Here is a 14,714-nt window from a genome sequence, read left to right on the forward strand (position 1 = left end):
CCGCTCGACCGCAACGGTCGCGCGCTGTGGATCGACGACGAATGCCGGACCTCGATGCGCAACGTCTGGGCGATCGGCGACGTGGCCGGCGAGCCGATGCTCGCGCATCGTGCGATGGCGCAGGGCGAGATGGTGGCCGAGCTGATCGCCGGCAAGCGCCGCAAGTTCATGCCCGCGTCGATCCCGGCCGTGTGCTTTACCGATCCGGAGATCGTCACGGCCGGCTGGTCGCCGGACGACGCGCGTGCGGCCGATGTCGATTGCGTGAGCGCGTCGTTCCCGTTCGCGGCGAACGGGCGCGCGATGACGCTGCAGGCGACCGACGGCTTCGTGCGCGTCGTCGCGCGGCGCGACAACCACCTGATCGTCGGCTGGCAGGCGGTCGGGCGCGGCGTGTCGGAGCTGGCCGCGGCGTTCTCGCAGTCGCTGGAGATGGGCGCGCGGCTGGAGGACATCGGCGGCACGATCCATGCGCACCCGACGCTCGGCGAAGCACTGCAGGAAGCCGCGCTGCGCGCGCTCGGACATGCGTTGCACGTCTGACGCGTAGCACGCGCGGCACAGCGGGCCGCACCGATAGGCGATACGGATATCGGTGCGGCTCCGTGCATGTCCCGCCGGACGGGCGGCGGGAGATTCAGTTCTTTCCTTGACCTCGGTCGGCGCGACGCCGTCCGATGCATCTCCAGAAGTCGACACGCGCTACAGCCGTCGACCGACTTTCATCCGATGATTGACGACGCCCGGCGTCGCGCAAGCCGGTCACGCCGACGCGGGGACGTTCGGCAATCGGATTGTTAGTGAATCGTGGATAGTTCATCTCTGCGGCACCCGTTTCTTCCATCGCGGCCGCTCGGCTACACTCGATCGACTTCCCTATCTGCATAGCCATCCGAAGTGTCATGTCGACGCCGATCGCCGCTTCCTGGTTGTCGGGGTGATTCAGTGCGTCGCGGCGTTCGGCTGAGCGCTGCCGAAACCGCGTGAGCGCGCTGCCGGATCTGCCGCAGCCGGGCATGCGCGCGGGGCGGATCGGAAAACGCAACGGAACCGTACCGCCGCTTTCTTCTTCCTTCAAAGCCATCGAGGATCTGCAACATGAAGACCGACACGCTTCATCATCCTGTCGTCCGGCGCGCGATCGACGCGTTGCAGCAAGGCGACGGCGCCGGCTGGGCCGCACTGTTCGCACCGGGTGCGACGCTGTACGACGACGGCCAGCCACGCGACCTGCACGCGTTCAACCGGGACGCGATCGGGTCCGAGCGCTTCACGTCGATCGAGCGCGCCGAGAACGACGGCCTCGACGTCTACGGCCAGTTTCATTCGGACCGCTGGGGCACGTTTCGCACGTACTTCCGGTTTCACATCGACGGCGAAGGCCGGATTGCGCGACTCGACATCGGACAGGCGTGAGCCGTTCGCGTGACAGGAGAACATGATGCATACGCTCTGGACGATCGTCGCCGGTGTTCTGTTGCTGGCCGTGTTCGTGTTGTTCGGGCAGTTGTGGGGCGCCCAGGCGACCTCGCTCGCGTTCGCCGCGAAGGCGTTCGTGCCGGTCTGGCTCGGTCTGTCGCTGGTCAATCTGTGGATCGGCGTGCAGCGGGCCGGCTACGGCGTACGTGAAGAACTGCCGATCCTCGTGATCGTATTCGGCGTGCCGGCCGCGCTTGCCGTGGCTGCCGCGCTGCTGCTTCAGCGCGCCTGATCCGAAAGGCGACGACGCGCCGCGCACGATTGCGCGTCCGTCGTCGTCGACCTGTTTGTTTCCGTCCGTCACCGATCCATTTCCCATGAAGCGCGATACGCCTTTGCATGCTGCGCCGCCGGCCCGGGACGTCGTTGCGTTCTGGCGCGATGCGGGGCCTGCGCAATGGTTCGCGAAGCATCCCGATTTCGATCGCCGCTTTCGCGAGCGTTTTCTCGACACGCATCTGGCCGCTGCAAGGCGCGAGCTGGATGGCTGGCTGTCGACGCCATACGGAACGCTCGCGCTGCTGTTGCTCACCGACCAGTTTCCGCGCAATGCGTTTCGCGGCACCGCGCAGATGTACGCAACCGACGCGCTGGCGCGGCAGTTCGCGACGCATGCCTATGAGCACGGCCAGATGGCGCAGGTCGAGCGGCCGCTGCGCCTGTTTTTCTGCCTGCCGTTCGCGCATTCGGAAGACCTCGACGACCAGCGGATTTCGGTCGAACTGAATGGCAGGCTCGGCCAGCCGTGGCTGTCGCACGCGAGGCGACATCGGGATATCGTCGCGCGCTTCGGCCGTTTTCCGCATCGCAACCTGCTGCTCGGCCGCGAGACGACGCGCGACGAGGCGCGTTTTCTCGCGGAAGGCGGGTTCGCCGGATGAGCGCAGCCGTTTGCGCAACATGGCCGGCGCGGCGGCCATGCGTGCGTCAGCGCAGGAACTCGATGCCGAACGAGCCGGCCGTATCGACGATATGCCCTGCGTGCGGCGCCTCGAAATGACCGGGCAGCAGCAGTGCACCGTGCTCGACGCAATGCGCGAGCAGGTCGAAGCGGCTCTTTGCGGCGAGCGGGCGGTCGTCGCAGACCTTGCTGCTCCATTGCCAGAACGGGATCTGGATCGGCGAGTGCAGCATGTCGCCGCTGAACACGCCGCGCGAGCCCTGCGACGTCAGTTCGATGCGCACGTGTCCGGGAGAATGGCCCGGTGCGTGGCGGATCAGGAACGTGTCGTCGAGCTCGTAGGTATCGTCGAACATCGTGGCCTGGCCGGCCTCGATCACGGGCAGTACGCTGTCGTTGTACATCGGGCTGAACCACGCAGGGCCAGCGGGGCCTTCGCCCCGGATCGCACGGACCAGGTGATCGTGCTCGACCTGCGAGATCACGTAACGCGCGTTCGGAAAGGTCGGCACCCAGACGCCGTTGACGAGCTGCGTGTTCCAGCCGACGTGATCGGCGTGCAGGTGGCTGCACATCACGTAGTCGATTTCCTCGGGCTGGATGCCGAGCGCGCGCATCCGGTCGAGATAGCGCGTCGACAGCCGGTGCATTTCCGGCAAACCGGGCCGCTCCTTGTGGTTGCCGATACAACTGTCGATCAACACCGTATGCCGGCCGGTGCGCACGATCCAGCTGTGCACGGGCATCGGGATGCGGCCGCTTTCGGGATCGTAGTGCGTCGGCGCGAGCCAGTGCTCGTGTTCCGCCACGCGTGCGCGGTCGAAGTCCGGCAGCCAGCTCTGCGCGGTTTCGCCGAGCAGCGTCGTGTCGTACAGCCGGATGATTTCGACGTTGCCCAGCGCGAGGGAGAAGGCATGCGGCTCGGCATTCGTGATGTGCGCATGGCAATGCGCATGCCCGCAGGAATGGGTCATCGGTGTCTCCTGAATGAGTTGGAATGAATCGAAGCGGGGCGTGGTGTGCTGCCCCGCGCACGACGGTCTACATCGGCGCCGTGGCGCGAACCTTCGCCTGCGGCACGGGCACGGCTTTCCCGGTCATGAAATCCGCCGCGCGTTCGGCCATCGTCATGATCAGCGCGTTGGTCGGCCCGCGGATGATGCGCGGGATCGCCGAGCCGTCGACCACCCGCAATCCGGCTACGCCGCGCACGCGCATCTGCGGATCGACCACGGCCGCCGGATCGTCGTCGCGACCCATGCGGCACGTGCCGACCGGGTGATGAAGGGTGATCGCGATGCGGCGAATGAAGGCGTCGACGTCTGCGTCGCTCTGGACCTGCGGGCCCGGCGCGATCTCTGCGTCGATGAACGGGCGCAGTCCGGCCTGCGCGCCGATTTCCCGCATGCGCCGGAACATCTCGCGCGCTGCGATGCGATCGTGCTCGGTGGCGAGGAAGTTTTGTTCGATCCGCGCGTGCTGGGCCGGATCGGCCGACTTCAGCGACACGCGGCCGCGACTTTCGGGCGTGAGGAAAATGCCCTTGATCGCGAACGAATCGGCATACGCGTGCTTGAACGGCTCGAAGTACGGCGCGGCGTTCATCGCGCCGGCCGCGAGGATCAGCTGCACGTCCGGCAGCGGCAGGTGCGGCTGGCTGCGGACCAGCCCGAGCGCGGCGGCGGGGATCGCGCCCGAGAAGCCGTTGCCGCCCGCAAGCGTGCGCGCGACGTCGAACGCGATGCGGTCGGCGCGCATCATCCGGTGCAGGGGCCCCGGTTCCTTGCGGCTCCAGCGCAGGTCGAACACGATGTGGTCATGCAGGTTGGCGCCCACGCCGGGCAATTCGACTTTCGACGCGATGCCGTGCGTGCGCAGGCTGTCGGCCGCACCGATGCCGGAGAGCATCAGCAGTTGCGGCGAATTGATCACGCCGCCGCAGAGGATGACTTCGCGGCGCGCATCGGCGCGGTAGTCGGACTCGCCACGGCGATACTCGATCGCGATGGCGCGCGGCGTGCCCCTGTCGGTATCGAGCACGATCCGTTTCGCGAGGGCCCCGGTCACCAGCGTGACATTGCCGCGCGCGAGCGCCGGGCGCAGATAGGCGACCGCGGCGCTGCAGCGCAGGCCGTTGCGGATCGTGGCCTGCATCGGCCCGAAGCCTTCGACGGATACGCCGTTGTAGTCGTCGTTTTCCGGATAGCCGCAGGCGCGCGTCGCGTCGAGAAAGCCGCCGACCAACGGGTCGCGATAGTCGAGCCTGATCACGGTCAGCGGGCCGCGACCGCCGCGCAACGCCGATTCGCCGCGCTCCCAGGATTCGGAGCGCCTGAAGTACGGCAGCACCGCATCATAGGACCAGTCGGTCAGGCCGAATTCGTCGGCCCAGCCTTCGTAATCTTCCCGCGCGCCGCGTGCGTAGGCCATGCCGTTGATCGACGACGAGCCGCCCACCACCTTGCCGCGCGCGCACTCGATCCGGCGGCCGTCCATGCCGGCTTCCGGCTCGGTGAAATAGCCCCAGTCGAACAGCCGGTTCTTCAGAATCTGGCCCCACGTCAGCGGCACCTTGATGTACGGCGAGCGATCCTGTTCGCCGGCCTCGATCACGAGGATGCGGAGGTTCGGATCCTCGCCGAGCCGGTAGGCGAGTGCGCAACCGGCGGAGCCGGCGCCGACGATCACGTAGTCGTACGTATCGGTTTTCATTGCCGCACCTCGCGGTGCCGGGCAGCAGGGCAGGCCGGCGCGACCCGCGAACGCGGGGCGCGGCGACCGGCCGGAACAGGCGTCGAACGAACCATGATGTCTCCAGGTGGGCCTGAACGCAGGCCTCTCGGTTGTGGGTTCATTCGATTGTGCGTAACCTGAAACATATCTTCCAATACGTATTACGGTGCCATCCGATACCCGGATGGCTATGGGCGAGGGGACTGTGCGCGGATTCGATTCGTATCTCACTTTTCAGAAGCTCGAGGTGTTCTGCACGGTGGTCGAGCTCGGCAGCGTCACGCGCGCGGCCGACCGGCTGTGCATCGCGCAGCCGGTCGTGACCGCGCATGTGCGCAGCATGGAGAAGCGGCTCGGCTATGCGCTCGTGAAGCGCGCCGGCCGCAACATCGCGCTCACGGAAGCCGGCGAGCGCATCTATCGATGGGCAACCGAAGTCATCACGCGCACGCGCGAGGTCGAGCGCGAACTCGCCGGTCTCGAGCAGGGCGAAATGGGCAACGCGGCGGTCGCGACGTCGATGTCGATCGGCTCGTACGCGTTGCCGCCGCTGTTTGCCGAGTTCCACCGGCGGCAGCCCGACGGGCTTGTGACCGTGCAGATCCTGACGCCGCAGGCGGCCGTCGATGCGACGCGCGTCGGCGGCTGCGATTTCGCGGTCATCCTGATCGCCGCCAATCAGGATCTCGACGGGCTGACGACCATTCCCGTGTGGGAGGACGAGCTGCTGCTCGTATGCGGCGCATCGAGCCCGTGGGCCGCGCAGCCGGCCAGCGAGCTCGACCTGCGCCGCGTGCCGTTCGTGAGCACGCCGCGCAACCAGCCGCGCCGTGAGCTCGAAGAGGCGCTGCTGCGCGAGCGCGGCCTCGAGCAGCGCAAGGTCGTGATGGAGCTTGGGCATCCTGAAGCGATGAAACACGTGGTGCGCGAGAACCTCGGCGTGAGCTTCATGTTCGCGTCGGCGGTGCGCGCGGAGGTCGAGCGGCGCGAGCTGGTCGTGCTCGATCGCCCCGATCTGTCGATGAAGGTGCCGATCTATCTCGTGCATCGCGACGACAAGCGCTTTTCGGCGTTCCAGGCCGAGCTCGTGCAATTCATCGTCGATTCCGCGTCGCCCGGCGCGGCGGCGGGCATCCCGAATTCATAGTCGATGGGCTATCTGTTTGGCGATCAATAGCTAATAGACCTATGGTCGGCCCGGTTCTAAGCTGGCCGGGTGCTTGACGGTCCGCATCGAGACGCGATGCGGTCGTGCGCACTGCCAGTCAACCCGAAAACAGGCCGACCCATGTGTACTCTTCATCTTCAGTCCGGCGGCGCCGCCGCGTATGCGGACGATGCCGGACGTCCCGCCGATGCGCCGGACCCCGCGCTCGTCGAGGATCTCGTCTGCGCGAACCGCATCCTGTTCGACCAGGGCATCGTCGATGCCTTCGGCCATGCCAGCGTTCGTCACGACAAGGATCCGCAACGCTTCCTGCTGGCGCGCAACATGGCGCCGGGTACCGTCGGCATCGACGACATCGTCGAATTCACGCTGGACGGCGTGCCGGTCAATGCCGGCGGGCGCGCCGTCTATCTGGAGCGCTTCATCCACGGCGAGATCTACAAGGCGCGTCCGGACGTGCACGCGATCGTGCACAGCCATTCGCCGACCGTGCTGCCGTTCAGCGTGACGAAACGCACGCCGTTGCGGCCCGTGTGCCACATGAGCGGATTTCTCGGCGCGGGTACGCCCGTGTTCGAGATTCGCGATACCGCCGGCGACGCGACCGATCTGCTCGTGCGCGACAACGCGCTCGGCGCGGCGCTGGCGCAGCGGCTCGGCCGTGCGGCGTTCGTGCTGATGCGCGGCCACGGTTCGACCGTGGTGGCGCCGACGCTCAAGCAGGCCGTGTATCGCGCGGTCTATGCGGAAGTCAATGCGCGCATGCAGATCGAGGCGCTGCAACTGGGCGACGTGGTCTATCTCAGCGAGCAGGAAGCCGCGACCGCGTGCGCAAACATCGAAACGCAGGTCGAGCGCCCGTGGGCGCTGTGGAAGCAGCGCGTGCAGCACGGCGACATGCGCTGACCGGCGCTGGAATCATCGAGGAGACGAGTATGGACGAGCAGTTGATAACCGGCCGTTTGCTGATCGACGGCGAACTGGTCGACAGCGAGACCGGCGAGTGGGCGGCGTCGATCAACCCGGCGACCGAGGCAGTGATCGGCCGCGCGCCGGTCGGTTCGCGCCAGGACGTCGCGCGGGCCGTGGATGCGGCGCAGCGCGCGTGGCCGGCGTGGGCCGAGCGCACCGGCGAGGAGCGCGGCGAGCTGCTGCGCGGGTTTGGCGAGCGCTTGCTCGAACGCGCGGAGGCGTTGTCGCGCATCGAGGTGCTCGATTCGGGCAACACCTACGTGCCGACGCTCGCAAGCATGCACGAGACGGTGCGCAGCCTGCGCTATTACGCGGGGCTCGTGCACGGGCTGCACGGCGAAACGATCCCGGCCACCGGCCGGAACCTGCACATGACCGTGTACGAGCCGTATGGCGTCGTCGGCCGGATCGCCGCGTTCAATCATCCGGCGATGTTCTCCGCGGCGCGTACCGCATCCGCGCTCGTGACCGGCAACACGGTGGTGGTGAAGCCGCCCGAAACGTCGCCGCTGTCCGTGCTCGTGCTCGGCGAGGTCGCGCGCGAGACCTTGCCGGCCGGCGTATTCAACATCGTCAACGGCACGGGTGCGGAAGTCGGCGATGCGCTGGTGCGCCATCCGGACGTGAAGCGTCTCGCGCTGATCGGGTCCGTGGCGACCGGGCAGGCGATCCAGCGCAGCGCGGCGGAAGTGGGCGTCAAGCACGTGACGCTCGAGCTGGGCGGCAAGAATCCGATGATCGTGTTTCCGGACGCGGACCCGGATGCTGCGGCCGAAAGTGCGGTGCGCGGGATGAATTTCTCGTGGCAGGGCCAGTCGTGCGGATCCAATTCACGGCTGCTGGTGCACGACGACATTTATGACGACGTGCTCGCGCGTGTCGTCGAGCGCGTGGCCGCGATTCGCGTCGGCGATCCGATGTCGCCCGACACGGGCATGGGCCCGATCAATTCGCGCAAGAGCTACGACCACGTGATGAGCTTTCTCGATCCGGCGCAGACGCACGGTGCGCGGCTGATGACGGGCGGCCGCCGCCCGCCCGGGCGCGCGTTCGAAAAAGGCTTCTGGGTCGAGCCGACCGTCTATGCCGATGTCACGCCCGGGATGCGGCTGTGGCGCGAGGAAGTCTTCGGCCCGATTCTGTCGGTCGCGCGATGGCGCGATGTCGATGAAGTGGTCGCGATGGCCAACGACACGGAATACGGGCTCTCGGCCGCGATCTGGACCAACGACATCCGGCAGGCGCTCAACACCGCGCGTCGCATCCGTGCGGGCAGCGTGTTCGTCAACGGCAGCAACACGCACTTCCTCGGCGTGCCGTGGGGCGGCTTCAAGAACAGCGGCGTCGACCGGGAAGAGGGGATCGAGGAGATGTACAGCTACGTCGAGAAGAAAGTCATCAACGTGATGCTGTGACACGCATGACTTGCCGCCCGCCGTTCCCGTCATGGACGGTTTCGGCCGGCGATGCCGGGCGCGATCCATCAATAACAATCGGGTAACGCAGCCCGCGACGACGTATCAAGTCGGGAATACACCTCCCGCACGCATCAATTAAATAGCTTTCCTAATAAAAATGACGGGCCGGCGTACGGGAAATCCGTAAGCGACCGGCGCGTCGAACCCTGACGGTTTGGAGACAGTATTCGTGAGAATGAAGGCAATGGCCGTCGCGCTGGCGATGGTGTCGTGCCACGTGCACGCGCAGAGTTCGGTGACGCTGTTCGGTCTGGTCGACAACGGCATCTCGTACGTGAGCAATTCGGGCGGCAAGTCGCTGGTTCAGACGATGTCCGGCATCCAGGCGCCCAACCTGCTCGGGATCCGCACGGTCGAGGATCTCGGCGGCGGGTTCCAGGCGCTCGTCTTCATGGCGTCGCAGCCCGACATCAACAGCGGCACGGTGCGCGGCGGCGCGCTGTCCGGGCGCGAGTCCTACGTCGGCATCGTCACGCCCTACGGCACCGTGACGCTCGGCAGGCAGTTCGACTACATGTTCGACAACCTGTCGCTGCATCGCTGGGGGCACGAGATTTCCTATGTCAGCCTGTACCAGCTGCCGGGCGGCCCGTTCTCGAAACTGGGCGCGGCGCTCGGCACCTTCGACTACACGCGCATCGCGGGGGGAGGGGCGACGCCGAACGCGGTCAAGTTCACGTCTGCGTATTACGGCGGGTTCCGGTTCGGCGCGATGTTCGGCTTCAGCAATATCGCCGGGCAGACCGGCAGCAACAACCTGTCGAGCTTCGGGGTTTCTTACGACAACGGGCCGTTGCGGCTGGACGCGGCGTACACGTATTCGAAGGAGGAAGGGATCGACAACGGGCGCCTGGGCATCCGCAATGCGGGCGCGGGCGGACGCTATGCATTCGGCGACTTCGCGCTCGATGCGCTGTACGTGAATACGCACAACACGCTGACGGGCGCACATGTCGACACCTACGAAATCGGCGGGCTGTACCGGTTTGCGCCGGATTTCTTCGCGTATGCAAACTATCTTTATGCGAAGGGCAACCGGCAACTGACCGGCAATCATTCGAACCAGGCCGGCATCACGCTCGACTACCTGCTGTCGAAGAAAACCGACGTCTACATGAGCGCCGTGTATCAGCAGGCGAGCGGCGGCGAGGACGTGATCGCGTCGGTGTGCGGCACGTTCACCGCGTCGTCGGGCGCGCGGCAGGGCGTGTTGCGGGTCGGCGTTCGAACGGTGTTCTAGGCGATCCGCGGCCGGCATCGTGCCGGTGGACGGCATTCATTTCGTCGTCACCTCGCGATAGAACGCATCGATCGCATCGACCATCTGCGACAAGCCCGGCTGTTCGAGTGGATAGTGGCCCGCGTTGTCCAGCGTGACGACCTTCACCGGCACTTTGCGCACGCGCTGCAGGAACGGTTCGCTCAGGTGCAGCGGCGTCCAGCGATCCGCGGCCGGTTGCGTGAGCAGGATCGGGCACACGGCGAAATCCTCCGGCTCGACTGCCGGTCGGTACGACATGTAGGAATCGAGGAACGCCATCGTCATCGCGTTGCCGGCGGAGGTGCGATCGGACAGCCACACCTTCAGTGCATCCGGGTCGTTGACGAGCGCGGACATCTTGCTGGCAAGCGTCATCGGCACCCGCATCGATTTCAGCGGGGTCATCGCGGTGAGATGCATCATCGGGCCGCCGACGCGGCTCATGAACACGCTGCGCGCGGTTTCGTCGCGCACCTGCTGCAGGCGTTGATCGAGGAAGGTCATGCCGACGATGCCCTTGACCTTGCCGTTCAGCGCGGCCACGTGATACGTGAGCATGCCGCCCGCGCTCAGCCCGTAGAGCACGATCGGCCGGTCGTCCTTCGCGCGCTCCGCATCGATCAGGTCGCTGCCCGCGCGCACCCAGTCGTCATAGCGGACCAGTGCACCCTTGGCGACTTCGGTCATCCCGTATTCGGGCATGTCGACCGCGATCGTTTCGTAGCCACGACGCGCCAGCTGCTCGCCGAGGATCATCGACATCTGCCGGCCGTTGGTGCCCACGCCATGGAACAGGATCACCTTCACCCGTGCCTGCGGGTTGCGATACGTGTCGAGATGCATGCGATGGCCGTGCCAGGACCACCATTCTTCCGTCGGTTGCTGGCCGTCCTTCCACTGGAAGTCGGTCGGAAGGAATTTCTGCATGTCGCGCCAGACGGGCTGGTCTGCGTAGGTCTTGGGCATGGTGGCGGACTCCGGTGAATTGGGCGAAACGGCATCGTCGGCCAGTGCCGGTGCGAGCGGTGCACTCGACAGGCCGGCGGCCAGCAGAAGCGTGCGGGCAGGGCGAAACAGCGAGGAGAGCTTCATGGTGGTCGACGCCGTGCGGGTTGCGATGGCATCCATCATCGGTGCGCAGGCTCGCGCGATCCATGCTGGGCCAGGCCAACCGCTTTAGAATCTAGGCCAACTCACGTCGCGAGGCGTCTGATGAATGTCTGGAACTTTGCCCGCAGCCCGGCTTCCGTCCTGCTGATGATCGATTTCGGTCGCGACCGCAAGATCGCGCCGCAGGCGTTGCTCAAAGGGTCGCAGCTCACGCTGAAGCAGCTCGCCGACCCGGATTTCACGGTGCTGGCTGCGCAGGAGCTGGCGGTGGCGTCGAACCTGCTCGACCTGACCGCCGGCGAGGCCGGCGTCGGACTCAAGGTCGGCCTGTCGTACCAGCTTTCGGCGTACGGGTTGCTCGGGTACGGCCTGCTGAGCAGCGCGACCGGCATGGACGCGGTCGCGCTTGCGGGCCGCTACCTGGCGCTGACCTATACGTTCGTCGGGATGACGTTCCGCCGGGCCGGGCAGCACGACGTGATTCAGTTCGACGCGTCGCCGGAACTCGCGGCGAACGTGCAGCGCTTCTTCGTCGAACGCGCGATGGGTGCGACGTGCCGCGTGCTGCGCGACGTGATCGGCAGTGCGTTCGAGCTCGCGACGTTCGATCTCGCGTATGGCACCGGCCCAGGCCCCGGCGCCGACGCGAAGCAGCCGGTGCTCGGCGCGAAGATCCGGCACGGGCAGCCGGCCAGCACGCTCACGTTCGAACATGCGCATCTCGAGCGGCCGTTGCCGCAGGCGAATGCCGCGACCGCCGCGATGTGCGAGCGCATGTGTGCCGAGCTGATCACGCGCAGGCGGACGCGCGTCGATCTCGTATCGTTCCTGAACGAGTACCTGGCCACGCGCCCGTTCGACCGGCCGCCGCAGCTGAAGGACATCGCGACGCTGCTCAACACCAGCGAGCGCACGTTGAAGCGCCGGCTTCAGGAAGAGGGCGCGTGCTTTCGGGACATTTCGAGCGCGGTGCGCAAGACTCGCGCGCAGGCGCTGATCGCGGAAGGGCGGTTGTCGATCAAGGAAATTGCGCAGGAACTGGGATTCAGCGACATGTCGTCGTTCTCGCAGGCGTACAAGCGCTGGACGGGTGTCGCGCCGAGCGTGTCGCGACAGGAGGCGGCCGGTTCGTAGCGCGCGTCCCGGCGGCGCGGCATCGCAGATACGAAAAAGCCCGTGAGCAACCTGATGCTCACGGGCTTTTTCGTGACCGCGTGGAGGCGGGCCGGCAGGCTGAGCGCCGGCCCGCATCGCATCACCACGAATGGCCGATGCCGCCGTTGACCATCATGCGCGAGCCGTTCACCGTGCCGACCCCCAGCTTGATCACGGTGTTCTGCGCGATCCGCGCGCTGCCGCCGACCGCGATCGCCGTGTAGCCGCCGTAGTTGCCGAACCCGGCGCCGACCGAGATCACCTTGCCCGGATCGACCTGCGGCATGCCTGCCAGCGCGCCGGCGATCGCGATGCCCGAATACGCGTTGCGAGCAAGGTCGTTCACGCCTTGCTGAATCGCGCCGACCCGCTGGTCGGTGTAGCGGTTCGCCGATTCGGTCGCCATCGTGAGCTGGTTCACGTTGACCGCGTCGGTGCCCTGCGTGCCCGGTGCGACGTTGACGATCTGGCGTTGCTGCTCCGCACTGCCGACCGATACGACGTTCGAGCGGCCGCCGTCGTCCGATTTCGCGCCGATCGCGACCGAGTTGGAGCCGGCCGTGACGGTCGGCGCATCGGTGCCCGAACCGTTCATGTCCGCCGTGATGCCCGTGTTGCGCGATGCCGACGTCGACAGGTTGTTGATCTGCGTGTTGATGTTGGTCACGCTGGTCGACAGCGACGACACACGATCGTTGGTCGTCGACAGGCCGGTGGACAGCGACGTCACGCTCGTCGACGTGGACGTGGACAGCGAGCCCAGCGCTTCGTTGGTCGACGACAGGCCGGTCGACAGCGAGCCGATGCTCGTCGACGTCGACGTGGACAACGATGCGAGGTTGCTGTTCGTCGAGCTGAGTCCGGTCGACAGCGACGCGACGTTCAGGTTGGTCGCGTGCAGCTGGCTGCCGTTGATCGCGTCGGTGCTGTCGGTGCTCACGCGGCCGGCCGCGACGTTCTGGATCTGGCGTTCCTGGCCGGGGGCGCCGACGCTGAACACGCCGAACGGGTTGGCGCCCGCATAGCCGCCGAAATGCAGGTCGCCGATGGTCGACGACGACACGCCGACGGCGGCGCCGGTAACCGAGCGATGGCCGATCGCCACCGAGTTGTCGAGGTTGGCGATCGCGTTCGGGCCGATGGCGACGCTGTTCGCGCCGGTGGCCTGGCTGTCGGCTTCGGTCGAGTTCGCGTGGAAGTACTTCGCGCCCTTCGCGTTGAGGTTGTCGATGGCGTCGCCCACGCTGCCGTTGGTCGTCGTCGTGCCGTCGTTGTTGTACGTCACGTACGACGGCGCGGTGATCTTGCCGGTCGCCGGATCGTAGGTCGCGCCGCCGCCGAGCGCCTCGGCGGTGCTGGTGCCGAGGTTCGTCGTATTGACGGTGACCGAGCTGATGCTGGTCGACAGCGAGCCGAGGCCCGACGAAGTGGACGTGGACAGCGACGTCATCGTGCTGTCCGTCGCGCTGAGGCCGGTCGACAGCGAGTTCATGCCCGTCGACGCGGACGTCGACAACGACGCGAGCGTGCTGTTCGTCGTCGACAGCCCGGTCGACGTGGAGGTCGACAGCGACGTGACGGTGTCGTTGGTCGTGCTCAGGCCGGTCGACAGCGACACGAATCCGGTCGACGTCGAGGTCGACAACGAGACGAGATTGTCATTCGTTGTACTGATCGTGGTGGACAATGAACCGGCGGTGGTCGAGGTTGCGGTCGACAACGACGTCAGGTTCTGGCCGAGCGTGTCGATGCCGGTCGATGCGGACGTGGACAGCGAAACCAGTGCCTGGTTGGTCGTCGACAGCCCGGCCGACGTTGCGGTGGACAGCGACGCGACGGTGTTGTCGGTCGTGCTCAGGCCGGTGGACAGCGACGCCATGTTGCTGTCCACGACGCGCAGGCTGTCGGCGGTCGACGTCGACAACGACACGAGCGCGTCGTTCGTGGTGGAGAGGCCCGTCGACGTCGACGTCGACAGGCTCGTGACGCTGGAGCCGACCGCCGCGACTGCCTGGTTGGTTGCGTTCAACTGGGAGCCGTTGACGGCATCGGTGCTCTTTTCCGCGAGCCGGCCGGCGGCGACGTTGGTGATCGTGCGTTCACGACCTGCCGCGCCGACGCTGACGGTCGAGGCGGGCGCAATGCCGGCGAAGTCGTATGCGGTGCCGTTGATCGTCGCACCGCTCGTGCCGACGGCTGCGTCGGTTACGGCGCCCGAGCCCAGTGCGACCGAGCCCGCATGGGCGGCCGTTGCGCTCGCGCCGAGTGGCTGGGCCTGACCGCCTCGAGTGCCTGGTTGGTTGCGTTCAACTGGGGGCCGTTCACGCCACCGGTGCTCTTTTCCGCGAGCCGGCCGGCGGCGACGTTGGTGATCGTGCGTTCACGACCTGCCGCGCCGACGCTGACGGTCGAGGCGGGCGCAATGCCGGCGAAGTCGTATGCGGTGCCGTTGATCGT

The 14,714-nt window shown here is 66.7% G+C and carries 14 protein-coding genes and 1 pseudogene; 9 read left to right on the plus strand and 6 right to left on the minus strand.

Translation table 11 applies throughout. The annotated features are described in order from the left end of the window. A partial coding sequence (locus G3N99_RS21285) for an FAD-dependent oxidoreductase (protein WP_206123394.1) occupies positions 1–543 on the plus strand: 543 nt, incomplete at its 5' end. Positions 544–637: 94 nt separating this feature from the next. Here the strand turns inward: G3N99_RS21285 and G3N99_RS21290 are convergent. Then, positions 638–1,084, minus strand: coding sequence for a hypothetical protein (locus G3N99_RS21290; protein WP_206123395.1), 447 nt, complete (start codon positions 1,082–1,084; stop codon positions 638–640). A gap of 14 nt (positions 1,085–1,098) precedes the next feature. Between G3N99_RS21290 and G3N99_RS21295 the strand changes: the two genes are divergently transcribed. From G3N99_RS21295 to G3N99_RS21305, 3 genes are all read left to right on the plus strand, one after another. Further along, entirely contained in the window at positions 1,099–1,416 is a 318-nt protein-coding gene (locus tag G3N99_RS21295; protein ID WP_206123396.1) for a hypothetical protein, read from the plus strand. Positions 1,417–1,441: 25 nt separating this feature from the next. Beyond that, positions 1,442–1,711 (plus strand): hypothetical protein, encoded by a 270-nt coding sequence (locus tag G3N99_RS21300; RefSeq protein WP_174945509.1) that lies wholly within the window; start codon positions 1,442–1,444, stop codon positions 1,709–1,711. Between the two features lie 85 nt (positions 1,712–1,796). After that, entirely contained in the window at positions 1,797–2,360 is a 564-nt protein-coding gene (locus G3N99_RS21305; RefSeq protein ID WP_206123397.1) for a DUF924 family protein, read from the plus strand. Between the two features lie 46 nt (positions 2,361–2,406). Here the strand turns inward: G3N99_RS21305 and G3N99_RS21310 are convergent, their stop codons facing one another. Both G3N99_RS21310 and G3N99_RS21315 read right to left on the minus strand, forming a co-directional pair. After that, on the minus strand, positions 2,407–3,354 hold the full coding sequence (locus tag G3N99_RS21310) for an MBL fold metallo-hydrolase (RefSeq protein WP_174934964.1): 948 nt from the start codon (positions 3,352–3,354) through the stop codon (positions 2,407–2,409). 67 nt (positions 3,355–3,421) lie between these two features. Beyond that, positions 3,422–5,092, minus strand: coding sequence for a GMC family oxidoreductase N-terminal domain-containing protein (locus G3N99_RS21315; protein ID WP_206123398.1), 1,671 nt, complete (start codon positions 5,090–5,092; stop codon positions 3,422–3,424). Between the two features lie 211 nt (positions 5,093–5,303). On the opposite strand from G3N99_RS21315, the gene G3N99_RS21320 reads away from it, so the two are divergent. The 4 genes from G3N99_RS21320 (at position 5,304) to G3N99_RS21335 (ending at position 9,971) form a co-directional block, all read left to right on the plus strand. Then, complete coding sequence (locus G3N99_RS21320; protein WP_241011772.1) at positions 5,304–6,260, plus strand: LysR family transcriptional regulator; 957 nt, start codon at positions 5,304–5,306, stop codon at positions 6,258–6,260. A gap of 141 nt (positions 6,261–6,401) precedes the next feature. Next, positions 6,402–7,187, plus strand: a complete 786-nt coding sequence (locus G3N99_RS21325; RefSeq protein ID WP_174945517.1) for a class II aldolase/adducin family protein — start codon at positions 6,402–6,404, stop codon at positions 7,185–7,187. Positions 7,188–7,216: 29 nt separating this feature from the next. Beyond that, entirely contained in the window at positions 7,217–8,668 is a 1,452-nt protein-coding gene (locus tag G3N99_RS21330) for an aldehyde dehydrogenase family protein (RefSeq protein ID WP_206123399.1), read from the plus strand. Between the two features lie 238 nt (positions 8,669–8,906). After that, positions 8,907–9,971 (plus strand): porin, encoded by a 1,065-nt coding sequence (locus G3N99_RS21335; protein WP_241011774.1) that lies wholly within the window; start codon positions 8,907–8,909, stop codon positions 9,969–9,971. 36 nt (positions 9,972–10,007) lie between these two features. On the opposite strand, the gene G3N99_RS21340 is transcribed toward G3N99_RS21335, so the two are convergent. Further along, positions 10,008–11,084, minus strand: coding sequence for an alpha/beta fold hydrolase (locus G3N99_RS21340; protein ID WP_241011773.1), 1,077 nt, complete (start codon positions 11,082–11,084; stop codon positions 10,008–10,010). Positions 11,085–11,204: 120 nt separating this feature from the next. Here G3N99_RS21340 and G3N99_RS21345 point away from each other — a divergent pair, with 120 nt between their 5' ends. Continuing rightward, positions 11,205–12,236, plus strand: coding sequence for an AraC family transcriptional regulator (locus G3N99_RS21345; protein ID WP_206123400.1), 1,032 nt, complete (start codon positions 11,205–11,207; stop codon positions 12,234–12,236). 121 nt (positions 12,237–12,357) lie between these two features. Here G3N99_RS21345 and G3N99_RS42570 read toward each other — a convergent pair whose 3' ends face one another. Beyond that, positions 12,358–13,707, minus strand: a complete 1,350-nt coding sequence (locus tag G3N99_RS42570) for a YadA-like family protein (RefSeq protein WP_346778494.1) — start codon at positions 13,705–13,707, stop codon at positions 12,358–12,360. 571 nt (positions 13,708–14,278) lie between these two features. Beyond that, positions 14,279–14,481 (minus strand): annotated as a pseudogene (locus G3N99_RS42575) (hypothetical protein); the annotation flags it as partial. Between the last annotated feature and the right edge of the window lie 233 nt (positions 14,482–14,714).

Source organism: Burkholderia sp. Ac-20392 (assembly GCF_017104585.1).
Lineage (GTDB): Bacteria > Pseudomonadota > Gammaproteobacteria > Burkholderiales > Burkholderiaceae > Burkholderia > Burkholderia lata.